Here is a 13,610-nt window from a genome sequence, read left to right on the forward strand (position 1 = left end):
AGTCGGCGCAACTGTCCCAGCTGTACGGGACAGACGCGCCGGGTCGGCGTCAGGGCTCGCTGCCGGCCGGGTCCTCGGCGCCCGTCGGCTCGCTCGCCTCGGGCGGGAGCTCGGGCAGGTGGTGACCGAACGGGACCTGCTGGACCTGCCCGAGTGCGGCGAGGACGGAGGGCAGCATGGCCTTGGCGGTGCGCTTGTAGCCCATCGCGCTCGGGTGGAAGTGGTCGATGGCGAACATCTCGTCGGGGTTGGTGATGAAGAACGGGCCGACGACGTCGGAGAGCGAGACGACGTGGGCACCCCGGGCGAGAGCGATCTCCCGCTGACCGTCGGCCAGCTGCTTGGCGATCCGGCGGCCGAGCGAGCGCAGCGGCTGCGGCAGGGGCCGCACCGCCCCGACGTCCGGGCAGGTGCCGACGACGACCTCGGCACCACGCTCACGCAGCGCGTCGATGACCTCCCCCAGCACCCGGGTGGAGTCCTTCTGCGGCACCCGGTGGGTGACGTCGTTGCCGCCGACGACGACCACCGCCACGTCGGGTCGGTAGCCCTTCGGCAGCGACTCGAGCTGCGCGGGGAGCATGGACGTCTCGGCCCCGACCACGGCAGCCGTACGCAGCCGCACCGGCCGCAGCAGGGTCTTCGCCGTGCCCTTGGCCAGCCGTGCGCCGAGGGTGCCGCCCCGGGTCTCCGCGCCCAGCCCCGCGGCGATCGAGTCGCCGAGGACGAGGAGCTCGACCGGCGTACCTCCGTAGGTCTTCTTGTAGACCTTGTCGGCGTAGATCGCCTCCTCGCCGAGGGGTTTGCCGATCACATCGCGCGCGTGCGCCGCCTGTCTCTTCAGCAACGTCACGAACCCGGCACCGGCCGCCGCCCCCACCACGCCGATCGCACCGGCGACTCCGGCGGTCGCGGCGACCATGCCGAGCCACCTGGCCTCTTCACTCGTCTTCGCGCTGCTCACGTCTCTTATCTGTAGCGCACGAGGGTGAACGGGCGGTTGGTTCGTCTAGGTATGCAGAGAAACCGTCACTTCCCTCGCGGAGTTCCGCGTGGGAAGTGACGGCTCGGCTACATACCTAGACGAACATCCGCAGCCCTACGCCTGCGAGAGCCCGGCCTCCTCGAAGGCGTCGTAGTTGGGGGCGATGGTGGCGCGAGGGCCGACGATACCGCTGATCGCGTCGAGCGTCTTGAGGCCGTGGCCGGTGTTGATGATGACCGTCTCCAGGCTCGGGTCGAGGGCGCCGGTCTCGACGAGCTTCTTGGTGACCGCGAGGGTGGTGCCGCCGGCGGTCTCGGTGAAGATGCCCTCGGTGCGGGCCAGGAGCACGATCGCCGAGCGGATCTCGTCGTCGGTGACCTCCTCGACGGCGCCACCGGTGGAGCGGGTGGCGTCGAGGACGTAGATGCCGTCGGCCGGGTTGCCGATGGCCAGCGACTTGGCGATCGTGTCGGGCTTGACCGGGCGGATGGCGTCGACGCCGGCCTTGAAGGCGGTCGCGACCGGGTTGCAGCCGGTGGCCTGGGCGCCGAAGATCCGGTAGGGCTTCTCCTCGACCAGACCGAGCTTGATGAGCTCCTTGAAGGCCTTGTCGACCTTGGTCAGCTGGGAGCCGGAGGCCACCGGGATGACGATCTGGTCGGGCAGGCGCCAGCCGAGCTGCTCGGCGATCTCGAAGCCGAGCGTCTTGGAGCCCTCCGCGTAGAAGGGACGTACGTTGACGTTCACGAACGCCCAGCCGTCCTCCTCCGCGGCGATCTCCTGGGCCAGCTTGTTGACGTCGTCGTAGTTGCCGTCGACGGCGATCAGGTTGTCGGTGAAGACCGCGGAGTTGACCTGCTTGGGCTGCTCGAGGTTGCTGGGGATGAACACAGCGGTGGGGATCCCGGCGCGGGCGCCGGCCGCGGCGACCGCGTTGGCCAGGTTGCCGGTGCTCGGGCAGGCGAAGACCTTGGCGTCCAGCTCACGGGCCGCGCTCAGCGCGCAGGCGACCACACGGTCCTTGAACGAGTTTGTCGGGTTGGTCGAGTCGTCCTTCACCCAGAGCTTCTCGATGCCGAGCTCGCGCGCGAGGTTCTTCGCGTCCAGGAGCCGGGTGAAGCCGGGCTCGGTGTTGGGGCTCTGCTCGATGTCGTCGGGCACCGGCAGCAGCGCCTTGTAGCGCCAGATGTTGCGGGGTCCGGCCTCGATCTCCTCGCGGGTCACGGCCGGGAAGTCATACGCCACCTCCAGTGGCCCGAAACACTCCGGACAGGCGTAATGCGGTCCGAGCTCGATCTGGTGGCCACACTCCCGGCACGACAGCGCCGAGGCGTTGCCGAAAGCGCCCTCGCGCAGGCCCTTCGTCTCCGTGGTCGCAGCGCTCATGAGAAACCTCCTCCTCATCTTCCCCGATCACGTCTCTCGCGCCGGGCCGGAATTAGCACCTTGTCCCACGCCCTACCCGTGGTCGGGAGGAGGCTCGTGGTCGGTTGCCGGGACTTCACTGGGCCGTTCCCTCAGTCCCTCTCGATGAGCAATACCGATCGTACGGCAGGCAACCTCCGCCGATCACACCCGGGTTCCACTCCGCGGACCAAGTGTCCGCCATCCGGACAACGAGAAGGGCGGCACGGTGTGACACCGTGCCGCCCCTCCAGGGGACAACCGCACTCAGGCGGCGCGGACCGACTCGGCCTCGCCGCCAGTGGCGGATCCGGCGTCGGCGAGCGCACCGCGTACGACATCGCGTACGTCGCTGACCAGGTTGATCTTCAGCGCCTGCTTCACCTCGTCGGGGACCTCGTCCAGGTCGGGCTCGTTGCGCTGGGGCACGAAGACCTCGGTCAGGCCGGCTCGCTGGGCGGCGAGCAGCTTCTGCTTGAGGCCCCCGATGGGCAGCACCCGGCCGGAGAGCGAGACCTCACCGGTCATGCCGACCTCGCTGCGGACCGGACGACCGGTCGCAAGAGAGGTGAGCGCGGTGACCATCGTGATGCCGGCGCTGGGCCCGTCCTTCGGGACCGCACCCGCAGGCACGTGGACGTGGAGCGAGCGGTCGAGCACCGCCGGGTCGACACCCAGCTCGGCGGCGTGCGAACGGACGAAGGAGAGCGCGATCTGGGCGGACTCCTTCATCACCTCACCGAGCTGGCCGGTGATGTTGAGCCCCGTCTGCCCCTCGGCCGAGGAGGCCTCGATGAAGAGCACGTCCCCGCCGAGCCCGGTGACCGCCAGTCCGGTGGCGACCCCCGGGACAGACGTACGCTCCGCCGACTCCGGCGTGAACCGCGGCCGTCCGACCAGGTCCTTGAGGTTGTCCAGGCCGATCTCGACGTGCTCCGCCCCGGTGGCGAGCTTCGTCGCCACCTTGCGCAGCGCCTTGGCGAGCAGCCGCTCGAGCTGGCGTACGCCCGCCTCGCGGGTGTAGTTCGCGGCCAGCTCGCGCAGGGCGTCGTCGGAGACCGTGGCCTCCTCGGCGGTCACCGCGGCGCGCTCGAGCTGCCGGGGCAGCAGGAAGTCGCGAGCGATGGCGACCTTGTCGTCCTCGGTGTAGCCGTCGATGGTGACGAGCTCCATCCGGTCCAGCAGCGCGCTCGGGATCTGCTCCACGACGTTGGCCGTCGCGATGAAGAGCACGTCGGAGAGGTCCAGGTCGAGCTCGAGGTAGTGGTCGCGGAAGGTGTGGTTCTGCGCCGGGTCGAGCACCTCCAGCAGAGCCGCCGCCGGGTCACCCCGGTAGTCGCTGCCGACCTTGTCGACCTCGTCGAGGAGCACGACCGGGTTCATCGAGCCGGCCTCCTTGATGGCCCGCACGATCCGGCCCGGAAGCGCACCGACATAGGTGCGCCGGTGACCGCGGATCTCGGCCTCGTCGCGGACGCCACCCAGCGCGACCCGGACGAACTTCCGTCCGAGCGAGCGCGCGACCGACTCACCCAGCGAGGTCTTGCCGACTCCTGGCGGGCCGGCGAGCAGCACCACGGCGCCGGAGCCACGGCCACCGATGACCTGCAGCCCGCGCTCGGCGCGTCGGGTCCGCACCGCCAGGTACTCGACGATCCGGTCCTTGACCTCCTCGAGGCCGTGGTGGTCGGCGTCGAGCACCTCACGGGCAGCGGTCACGTCGGTGGAGTCCTCCGTCGTCACACCCCAGGGCAGCTCCAGCACCGTGTCCAGCCAGGTGCGGATCCAGGCGGTCTCGGGGTTCTGCTCGGAACCACGCTCGAGCTTGTCGACCTCGCGCAGCGCGGCCTCGCGTACGGCCTCGGGCAGGTCGGCGGCCTCGACGCGGGCCCGGTAGTCGTCGGAGCCCTCGGGCTCGCCCTCGCCGAGCTCCTTGCGGATCGCGGCGAGCTGCTGGCGCAGCAGGAACTCCCGCTGCGTCTTCTCCATGCCCTCGCGTACGTCCTCCGCGATCTTGTCGCTGACCTCGGACTCGGCGATGTAGTCCTTCGCCCAGGCGATCACCTTCTCGAGACGCTCGGTGACGTCCGGCGTCTCCAGCAGCTCGCGCTTGGCATCGTCGTCGAGGTACGGCGCGTAGCCGGCGGTGTCGGCGATCTCGGACGGCTCGGTGAGCCGGTTGACCTGGTCGATGACCGGCCACGCCTCGCGACGCTGGAGCACCGCGACGACCAGCCGCTTGTACTCCTCGGCCAGCTCCTTCGCGTGCTCCGTCGTCGTCTCGGTGGCGGGCTCGACCTCGACCCACAGCGCGGCACCGGGTCCGGTCACGCCGGAGCCGATCTTGGCCCGGCCGACGGCCCTCAGCACCGCCGCGGGCTCACCGCCCCGGAACCGGCCTACGCGCTCGATCGTGGCGACGGCACCGTACGTCGCATACCGGTCCCCCAGCCGCGGCGCGACCAGCAGGCGGCTGTCCGAGCCTGCCCTGGCGGCGTCGATCGCAGCCTGCGCGGCCTCGTCGAGCTCGATGGGCACGACCATCCCCGGCAGGACCACGGCATCCGAGACGAACAGCACAGGAAGCTTGTCCATTGCGGACCCTCCTAGAAGAGTTGAGTGATACCGGCTCAACTTCCGGGAGCAACCGGATGTTCCCTCCGGTTAGGCTGTTCGCTGTGAGCGGACAGACGTCGCGGTGTCACCCCTGGCGCGCCTCGTCGGTCAGCCGCCCCAGCAGCCCCAGCACACCCTCCGGCCCCGCGACCTCGAGATCGGCGAGATCCGCGAGCGGACCCCGGTCGGGCCCGGCGTGGGAGTAGACGAGGAGGGTCGGCGAGCCGGTGGTCTTCCCCCAGGCCCGGACGGCCTCGAACGCCTCGATGTCACCCAGGTCGTCACCGCCGAACAGGATCGCGCCGGGCGAGACCTCCTCGACCAGGGTCGAGATCGCGTGGCCCTTGTGCATCCCGGGGGCGCGTACCTCGATGACCTGCTTGCCGGGCTCGACCACGAGCCCGTGCTCGCCGGCCAGCTCCGTCAGCGGCGGGAGCAGGCGCGCGGCGAGAGCGTCGGGGTCGGGGAACCGGCGGGTATGGACCCCGACGGCGAGACCCTTCTCCTCGATGTAGGCGTCCTGCGCCCCATGAGCGGAGAGCACCGCCGGCAGCGCCGCCTCGAAGGCGGCCAGTCCCTCGGGCGGCGGCGGGCCGACGACGACCCGGTCGGCACCGCTCCAGCGCTCGTTGCCGTACTGCCCGAACACGTACAGCTCCTTGCCCGCCTCCGCGAGCGCGTCGGCGATCGCGGCCAGGCCACCGAGCTCGACGACCTGTCCGGCCGGCCGGCCGGTGACGATGGCGAGCGCCTTCACCCGGGACGCGAGCGCGATCAGGACCGAAGCCGCGTCCGGATGGATCCGGGCCGCGGCCGGGTCCTCGACGATCGGCGAGAGCGTCCCGTCGAAGTCGAGACCGACGAGGGTCTCGGCGGCGACAGCTGCGATCGCGGCGTACTTCTGGTCACCTGCGGCGCCATCAGGCTGGAGTTCGGCCATGCCTCAACTGTGACACGGCAACCACCGTGGAGCAGACCGGGAGGCCTCCGCCGTGCGTCAGATCACACACGTTCGAGAACGGCCGGAAAGCCTCAGAGAGCCCCGGTCAGAACCACCGTCAGCCGGTCGCCCTTCATCGAGCCCTCGACCGAGGGATGGGTGCGTTTGATCCCGAGGTCGTCGGCGAGCTGCTGGCCCTCGCGCTTCATCTCGCTCGGGTAGTAGACGGTGTTCTCCGGGACCGAACCCATCCAGTTGTCCTCACCGACGACGTTCCAGCCGACCGTGGTCGCCTTCGCCGCGACGTCGCTGGCCAAGCCCGCGATGTTGGACTGGTTGTAGACCTCGACGCTGACCTTGGCACGGTCGACGGGGGAAGGCTCGGCCTTCGGCGGCTTCGTCTCCTCGGCCTTGGCCGCCTTCGGCGAGGCGGACGGTGAGGCCGAGGGGCTGCCACCGGCCTGGGCGATCTCCTTGCCCTCGTCTCCGTCGCCACCGGTGATCCAGAAGATGATCACCGCAGCGACGACCGCCACCACGCTCAGCGCGATGACGGGTGTGGGGAGCGCGACGCCACGCTCCCCCTTCGAAGGACGTACGCAGCCGGTCATTCAGACCTCGAAGCCGAGCCGTCTCGCCGAGCGCTGACGCTGCCGGGCCGCGCGGAGCCGTCGCAGGCGGCGCACGAGCAGGGGGTCGGCCTCGAGGGCCTCCGGCTTGTCGATGAGGGCGTTGAGCACCTGGTAGTAACGGGTGGCGGACATGTTGAAAGCCTCACGGACGGCGGCTTCCTTGGCTCCGGCGTACTTCCACCACTGACGCTCGAAATCAAGGATCTGCTTGTCGCGCTCGCTGAGGCTCGCGGGGTCCTCGCCTGGGCCTGTGACCTGCACGTTGACAGCGCTCATTCCTCGTCCCCCGGTGTCGTCTGCATCTGACCACACCCTAACGCGCCGAACTACACCGCTGTGGTTCACCCTCCCGGCGTGTTACTCGACAGGTATTCCTCGCAAGGGGCCGGAAGTCGTGGGTGGAACGACACGGCGCCGAACCTGGCCCCCGTCCATTACAGTCGGAGATGTGCAGGCTGACCTGGTAATCGTGGCCAATCGGCTCCCCGTCGATCGAGTGGAGATGCCGGACGGCACGAAAGCGTGGCGACGCTCGCCAGGAGGTCTGGTCAGCGCCCTCGAACCGGTCCTTCGGGCCAACGACGGCGTCTGGATCGGCTGGCCCGGCGGCACCGACGAGGACCTCGAGCCGTTCGAGGACGACGGACTCCACCTGCTGCCGATGACGATGACCGCCCAGGACATCGAGGAGCACTACGAGGGCTTCTCCAACGGCACGCTGTGGCCGCTCTACCACGACGTCGTGGCCAAGCCGGAGTTCCACCGTGAGTGGTGGGACGGCTATCAACGGGTCAACCAGCGCTTCGCCGAGAAGTGCGCCGAGGTCGCCGCCAAGGGCGCGACCGTCTGGGTGCAGGACTACCAGCTCCAGCTGGTGCCGCAGATGCTGCGCGAGCTCCGCCCCGACCTGCGCATCGGCTTCTACCTGCACATCCCGTTCCCGCCGGCCGAGCTCTTCCAGCAGGTCCCGTGGCGCCGCCAGCTCCTCGAAGGACTCCTCGGCGCCGACCTGGTCGGCTTCCAGCTCCCCCAGGCGGCCCAGAACTTCGTCCGCCTGGTGCGCCAGCGCGTCGGCCACAAGACCCATCGCGACCTGGTCTATCTCCCCGACGGGCGCACCGTGCACGCGGCCGCCTTCCCGATCTCGATCGACTTCGTCGGCTTCGACGAGATGGCCCACGACGAGGGCGTCAACCAGCGCGCCAAGGAGATCCGCGAGCAGCTCGGTGACCCGAAGAAGATCCTGCTCGGCGTCGACCGGCTCGACTACACCAAGGGCATCTACGCCAGGCTGCGCGCCTTCGGCGAGATGCTCCGCGACACCGAGCTCGACGTCGAGGACGTCATCTTCGTCCAGGTGGCGGTGCCCTCTCGCGAGCGCGTCGAGCAGTACCGCAAGCTGCGCGACGACATCGACCGCCTCGTCGGCCGCCTCAACGGCGACCTCGGCCGCATCGGCCGCCCGGCGATCTCCTACCTCCACACCTCGCTTCCCCGTGCAGAGATGGCCGCGCTCTACCGCGCCGCCGACATCATGGTCGTCACCCCCTACCGCGACGGCATGAACCTGGTCGCGAAGGAGTACGTCGCCTGCCGCTACGAGGACGACGGCGCCCTCGTGCTCTCGGAGTTCGCCGGCGCTGCCGAGGAGCTGCGCCAGGCCTGGCTGGTGAACCCCTACGACATCAACGGGATGAAGGCCGCCCTCCTCGAGGCCTACCAGGCCGAGCCGAAGGAGCTCACCCGCCGGATGAAGGCGATGCGCAAGCAGGTCGCCTCCAAGGACGTACGTTACTGGGCCGACTCCTTCCTCGAGGAGCTCGCCGCGGTGCAGGGCAGCCACACCAAGAACGTGCTTCCGCCCAACGCCCACTGAGGCCTGCCAGGTGGCTAGAGTCGAGCCGTGACCACCAACTCTGACCCGATCAGGTGGGGAATTCTCGGCACCGGCCGGATCGCCCACTCCCTAGCCACCGATCTGATGCTCGTCCCCGACGGCCGACTCGTGGCCGTCGGGTCACGGAGCACGGAGTCCGCGGAGACGTTCGCGAAGGAGTACGCCGCCAACGGCCCGGTCCGCGCGCACGGCTCCTATGAGGAGCTGGCCGCCGACGAGGACGTCGACGTCGTCTACATCGCCTCGCCCCACTCTCACCACCTCGAGCACGCCACCCTCGTGCTCGAGGCCGGCAAGCACGTGCTGTGCGAGAAGGCGCTGACGCTCAACGCCGCCGACTCGCAGAAGATGGTCGACCTGGCCACCTCCAAGAAGCTCTTCCTCATGGAAGCCATGTGGATGGCCACCAACCCGATCATCCGGCGCCTCGTCGCCGACGTGCGGTCGGGCCGCTTCGGGGTTCCGCGTCACGTACACGCCGAGCTCGGCTTCGTCGCCGACCCCGAGAGGCACCAGCGCCTGCTCGACCCGGCGCTCGGCGCGAGCGCGCTGCTCGACATGGGCATCTACCCGCTGACCTTCGCCCACCTGCTCTTCGGAGAGGCCCGCGCGCTGACCGCTCAGGCCAACCTCGGGGAAGGCGCCGACGGCGCGACCTTCGACCTCGACCTGGTGATGACCGGGAAGTACGCCGGCAACGAGCTCTCCACCATGGTCTCCTCGGTCACCTCCTACTCCTCCCGCGCGGCCGCCATCGCCACCGACCGGGGCCGGATCGAGCTGACCGACTTCCACCACCCGTCCTCGGCGGTCTTCACGCCGGCCGACGGCGGCGAGCCCGTCGAGATCGTCGGCGACGAGCCCGTCATCGGCGCTGGGTACGGCAACGAGATCGTCGAGGTCCAGCGGTGCCTGCGCGAGGGCCTCCTGGAGTCCCCGCTGGTGCCCCACAGCCAGACGCTCAGCCTGATGCGCCAGATGGACATGATCCGCGAGTCCATCGGCGCCCGCTACGCCACCGAGTCCTGACGAGACGTCACCCCCGTCGGCCGAGACGTCAGCTGCGTCGGCCGAGATGGCAGCTGAGTGCCGACTCGGCCGACGTACGTGACGTCTCGACCGACGTACGTGACGTCTCGGCGGGTCAGGCGGTGGACGGCTTCTCGTTGAACGTACGGTGCGGCTGCACGACGGCGAGAAGATCGCGGGTCACATCGGGACCGAGAGTGCCCCAGTGGTCCTTGTAGCCGTAGACACCGGCGAGGGTGCGTGACTCGTAGTCGCCGTTCATGACCTCGATGTCGTGGGGCGTGATCAGGCCGGGGTGGGCGACGCCCACGGCGGCGGAGACCTTCGTCAGCTCCCGGCGCAGGGTCCTGAGATAGCTGGCGCAGCGATCGCCCTTGTCCTGCGGGTCGAGGCCGCCGGAGAGCCACTTGTTCTGCGTCGCGACGCCGGTGGGACAGGTGTCGTCGTGGCACTTCTGCGCCTGGATGCAGCCGACCGACATCATCGCCTCGCGGCCGACGTTGACCATGTCGGCGCCGAGCGCGAAGGCGACCGCGGCGTTCTCCGGCAGGCCGAGCTTGGCCGACCCGATGAAGGTGACCGAGTCGGTCAGGCCGAGCTCGGCGAAGGTGCCGTAGACCCGCGAGAAGCCGATCCGGTAGGGCATCGCCACCGCGTCGGAGAAGATCAGCGGCGCGGCGCCGGTGCCACCCTCGCTGCCGTCGACGGTGATGAAGTCGACTCCCCGCTCCCCCGACCGCATCGTGCCGGCGAGCTCCTGCCAGAACTCCATCTCGCCGACCGCCGACTTGATGCCGACCGGCAGCCCGGTCTCGGCCGCGATCATCTCGACGAAGTCGAGCATCGAGTCGACGTCGCGGAAGGCGGAGTGCCGAGACGGCGACGCACAGTCCTTGCCGAGCTCGATGCCGCGGATCTCGGCGATCTCCGGGGTCACCTTGGCCGCCGGCAGCAGGCCACCGAGCCCGGGCTTGGCGCCCTGGGAGAGCTTGATCTCGATCGCCTTGACCGGCGCGGTGGCGACCCGCTCCTTGAGCCGGTCGATCGAGAAGGTGCCGTCGGCGTTCCGGCACCCGAAGTAGGCGGTGCCGACCTGCATCACCAGATCCGCACCACCCTCGAGGTGGTAGGGCGAGATGCCACCCTCACCCGTGTTGTGCATCGCCCCGGCCCGCCGCGCGCCCAGGTTGAGCGCCGTGATCGCCGGCCCGGACAGCGACCCGAAAGACATCGCCGAGATGTTGACGACCGACTCCGGCCGGAACGCCTTCGCGCGCCCACGCGGGCCGCCGAGCACCTTCGCCGAAGGGAGCACGGCGGCCGGGTCGTGGTCGTCGGGCAGGGAGTCGGCGAACGTACGGTGCTTGATGTGGATGTGGCCCTGGGTGTGCTCGATGTCGTTGTCGGTGCCGAAGCCGAAGTAGTTGTTCTGCTCCTTCGACGAGGCGTAGACCCAGCGCCGCTGGTCGCGACTGAAGGGGCGCTCCTCGTCGTTGTCCGCGACGATGTACTGCCGCAGCTCCGGCCCGATCTTCTCCATCAGGTACCGCGCGTGACCGATCACCGGGAAGTTCCGCAGGATCGCGTGCTTGCGCTGGGTCAGGTCGCGAGCGGCGACCACGCCGGCGGCAACCGCCACTCCCCCGAGGAAGGTCGTCATCTTCATGTACGTCTTCCTACCGGGCGGTCACCTCGTTGTAAACGTCCGCGACGGTGTCGCCGGGCGTCGCTCAGGCGAACTCGGGGAGGACCTTCGACTCGAAGAGCTCGATGGAAGAGCGGTCGTAGGCGGCGTCGCCGAAGTAGGTGATCGCGTACGTCATCCCCAGCTCCTCCATCGACTTCAGCTTCTCCACGATCTGCTCGGGCGTGCCGACCAGTCCCTGGCTGCCGCTGCGGCGGGCGTGCTCCGGGCCGGCGGCCTCACCGAGCGACTTGGCGAGGTGGTCGGCGTACCAGTCGATCTTCTCCTGAGCCTCCTTCTCGGTCTCACCGATGAAGACGTTGTAGTTGGAGGAGCGGGTGATCTCGGCGAAGTCCCGGCCGAGGTTCTCGCAGTGCGCCGCGAGGATGTCGGACTTGGCCTTGAAGGTCTCCGGGTCGCCGGCGAAGTTGGTGTAGTCGGCGTACTGCGCGGCGATCTTCAGGGTCACCTTCTCACCGCCGCCGGCGATCCACAGCGGGATGCCGGAGCGGCCCTGCTGAAGGGGCAGGGGCTGACAGATGGCGCCGTCGACCTGGTAGTACTTCCCGTCCAGCGACGAGACGCCCTTGGTCCAGGCCTGCTGGAAGATCTGGACGCCCTCGCGCAGCATCCCGAGACGGTCGCGCGCCTCGGGGAAGCCGTAGCCGTAGGCACGCCACTCGTGCTCGTACCAGCCCGCGCCGATGCCCATCTCGATCCGGCCGCCGCTGATGTGGTCGGCGGTGGCGGCGACCTTCGCCAGGTAGGCCGGGTTGCGGTAGGACATGCACGAGCACATCTGCCCGAGGCGCACCCGCGACGTCACCGCGCCCAGGCCCGCCATCAGCGACCAGGCCTCGTGGGTCGCCTGGTCCGAGGGCTCCGGGGTGGTGTGGAAGTGGTCGTAGACCCAGATCGACTCCCAGGCCCCGGCATCCGCATGCAGCGCCAGGTCCTTCATCGTCGTCCACTGGTCCGCCGGGTCGATCCCGACGAGGTCGAAGCGCCATCCCTGCGGGACGAAGAAACCGAACTTCATGTCTACTCCTTGTTGAGTCCAACCTGAGTGCCACGGACAACTTATCCGTCGATGCCAGCCGATACGCTCATCATTTATGAGCGCACTCGCCGGACTCGTGGACAAGGGCCTGATGGCTGCCGACTGGGCCGAGGCGCTGGCGCCGGCCGAGCCGCAGATCGAGCAGATGGGCCGCTTCCTGCGTGACGAACTGGCGGCCAGGCGGCCCTATCTTCCCGACGGCGACCGGATCTTCAACGCCTTCCGGCGCCCGCTGCGGGACGTACGCGTCCTGATCGTCGGCCAGGACCCCTACCCGACCATCGGGCATCCGATCGGGCTCAGCTTCGCGGTCGAGAAGGACGTACGTCCACTGCCTGCGTCGCTGCGGAACATCTACGCCGAGCTGGCCACCGACCTCGACCTGAAGATGCCCGAGCACGGCGACCTGTCGACCTGGGCCGACCGCGGGGTGATGCTGCTCAACACCTCGCTGACGGTGCGCCCCGGCGCTCCCGCGTCCCACTCGAAGAAGGGCTGGGAGGAGGTCACCGGGCGAGCGATCGACGTCCTGGGCCGACGCGGCGGGCCGCTGGTCGCGATCCTGTGGGGCCGGCACGCGCAGAATCTCGAGCCGCGGCTCAACGGGGTGCCCGCGGTCAAGTCCGTCCACCCCTCGCCGCTCTCCGCGCGCCGGGGATTCTTCGGGTCGCGGCCGTTCTCCCGCGCCAACGCGCTCCTGGTCGAGCAGGGCGGTTCCCCGGTCGACTGGTCCCTTCCCGATTAGGCTCTGCCTGATGAGGGTCGCCCCAGCGGCCCATCGGCGCGGTGAACGGGGGTCACGTGGGCGAGGACACGACCGGACCGACGCTGTCGGTGTCACGGCGACTCAAGATCGCCGGCACCATCGTCGTCGTCCTGATGGCGACCTGGGCCGCCGTGCTCGGCGGACGGGCCCTGCTGGACCGGGCCGGGCCTCCGGAGCTCCCCGCGACCGACGTACGCGACTGGGCGACCTTCGCCGACCACCTCGTCCTGGGCACCGCCGGCCCTGCCGACACCGACCGGCTCGAGGTCACCACCGTCCTGTGGAGCCGCCAGGGAGCCCACCCGATCGGCCGCCGGATCACTCTCGACGCCGACATGACCGAGGGCGAGGCGTACGCCGTGCCGGTGGCCTGGCTCGAGGGCGGTGGCGGGCACTGGGTGGCGCTGGCTGCCGATGCAGTGCTGCCCCTCGACGGCGGGCGGATCACCGGGGGCGGTGAGACCTGGGCGGCCGACCACACCGGAGAGTCGCCCCGGGGCCTCGCCACAGAGCTCTACGAGACCGGCCCGCACCCGGCCGCCGTCCCCTACCTCTACGAGAGTCTCGAGCAGCGGCTCGCCGCTGTGGAGCGGTAGG

At 69.7% G+C, this 13,610-nt stretch carries 12 protein-coding genes and 1 riboswitch; of the genes, 4 read left to right on the forward strand and 8 right to left on the reverse strand.

Annotated elements, in window-relative coordinates:
- Window positions 1–49 precede the first annotated feature (49 nt).
- From ABZ796_RS02075 to ABZ796_RS02100, 6 genes are all read right to left on the reverse strand, one after another.
- Window positions 50–964, reverse strand: coding sequence for an SGNH/GDSL hydrolase family protein (locus ABZ796_RS02075; RefSeq protein ID WP_357334221.1), 915 nt, complete (start codon window positions 962–964; stop codon window positions 50–52).
- Window positions 965–1,099: 135 nt separating this feature from the next.
- Complete coding sequence (thrC, locus tag ABZ796_RS02080) at window positions 1,100–2,371, reverse strand: threonine synthase (RefSeq protein ID WP_357334223.1); 1,272 nt, start codon at window positions 2,369–2,371, stop codon at window positions 1,100–1,102.
- A gap of 11 nt (window positions 2,372–2,382) precedes the next feature.
- Window positions 2,383–2,522: riboswitch (SAM riboswitch) on the reverse strand.
- Window positions 2,523–2,656: 134 nt separating this feature from the next.
- The gene (lon, locus tag ABZ796_RS02085; RefSeq protein WP_357334224.1) at window positions 2,657–4,984 is read right to left on the reverse strand and encodes an endopeptidase La; all 2,328 of its coding nucleotides are present in this window, start codon (window positions 4,982–4,984) and stop codon (window positions 2,657–2,659) included.
- 106 nt (window positions 4,985–5,090) lie between these two features.
- A complete protein-coding gene (gene otsB / locus ABZ796_RS02090) occupies window positions 5,091–5,945 on the reverse strand; it encodes a trehalose-phosphatase (protein WP_357334226.1) in 855 nt (284 codons plus the stop codon).
- Window positions 5,946–6,037: 92 nt separating this feature from the next.
- Window positions 6,038–6,556 carry a LytR C-terminal domain-containing protein gene (locus tag ABZ796_RS02095; protein ID WP_357334228.1) on the reverse strand — a complete coding sequence of 173 codons (519 nt, stop codon included), beginning with the start codon at window positions 6,554–6,556 and terminating at the stop codon, window positions 6,038–6,040.
- On the reverse strand, window positions 6,557–6,853 hold the full coding sequence (locus ABZ796_RS02100) for a DUF3263 domain-containing protein (protein ID WP_091046051.1): 297 nt from the start codon (window positions 6,851–6,853) through the stop codon (window positions 6,557–6,559).
- Window positions 6,854–7,025: 172 nt separating this feature from the next.
- Here ABZ796_RS02100 and ABZ796_RS02105 point away from each other — a divergent pair, with 172 nt between their 5' ends.
- Window positions 7,026–8,453 carry a trehalose-6-phosphate synthase gene (locus tag ABZ796_RS02105; protein ID WP_357334230.1) on the forward strand — a complete coding sequence of 476 codons (1,428 nt, stop codon included), beginning with the start codon at window positions 7,026–7,028 and terminating at the stop codon, window positions 8,451–8,453.
- Between the two features lie 27 nt (window positions 8,454–8,480).
- The gene (locus ABZ796_RS02110) at window positions 8,481–9,503 is read left to right on the forward strand and encodes a Gfo/Idh/MocA family oxidoreductase (RefSeq protein ID WP_357334232.1); all 1,023 of its coding nucleotides are present in this window, start codon (window positions 8,481–8,483) and stop codon (window positions 9,501–9,503) included.
- A gap of 115 nt (window positions 9,504–9,618) precedes the next feature.
- Here the strand turns inward: ABZ796_RS02110 and ABZ796_RS02115 are convergent, their stop codons facing one another.
- On the reverse strand, window positions 9,619–11,169 hold the full coding sequence (locus ABZ796_RS02115) for an FMN-binding glutamate synthase family protein (protein WP_357334233.1): 1,551 nt from the start codon (window positions 11,167–11,169) through the stop codon (window positions 9,619–9,621).
- A 64-nt stretch (window positions 11,170–11,233) separates the two neighbouring features.
- Complete coding sequence (locus ABZ796_RS02120) at window positions 11,234–12,226, reverse strand: LLM class F420-dependent oxidoreductase (RefSeq protein ID WP_357334235.1); 993 nt, start codon at window positions 12,224–12,226, stop codon at window positions 11,234–11,236.
- A 76-nt stretch (window positions 12,227–12,302) separates the two neighbouring features.
- Here ABZ796_RS02120 and ABZ796_RS02125 point away from each other — a divergent pair, with 76 nt between their 5' ends.
- Both ABZ796_RS02125 and ABZ796_RS02130 read left to right on the forward strand, forming a co-directional pair.
- A complete protein-coding gene (locus tag ABZ796_RS02125) occupies window positions 12,303–12,992 on the forward strand; it encodes a uracil-DNA glycosylase (protein ID WP_357334237.1) in 690 nt (229 codons plus the stop codon).
- Window positions 12,993–13,048: 56 nt separating this feature from the next.
- On the forward strand, window positions 13,049–13,609 hold the full coding sequence (locus tag ABZ796_RS02130) for a hypothetical protein (protein ID WP_357334239.1): 561 nt from the start codon (window positions 13,049–13,051) through the stop codon (window positions 13,607–13,609).
- Window position 13,610: the final 1 nt, after the last annotated feature.

Source organism: Nocardioides sp. NPDC047086 (assembly GCF_040643685.1).
Classification (GTDB): Bacteria; Actinomycetota; Actinomycetes; order Propionibacteriales; family Nocardioidaceae; genus Nocardioides.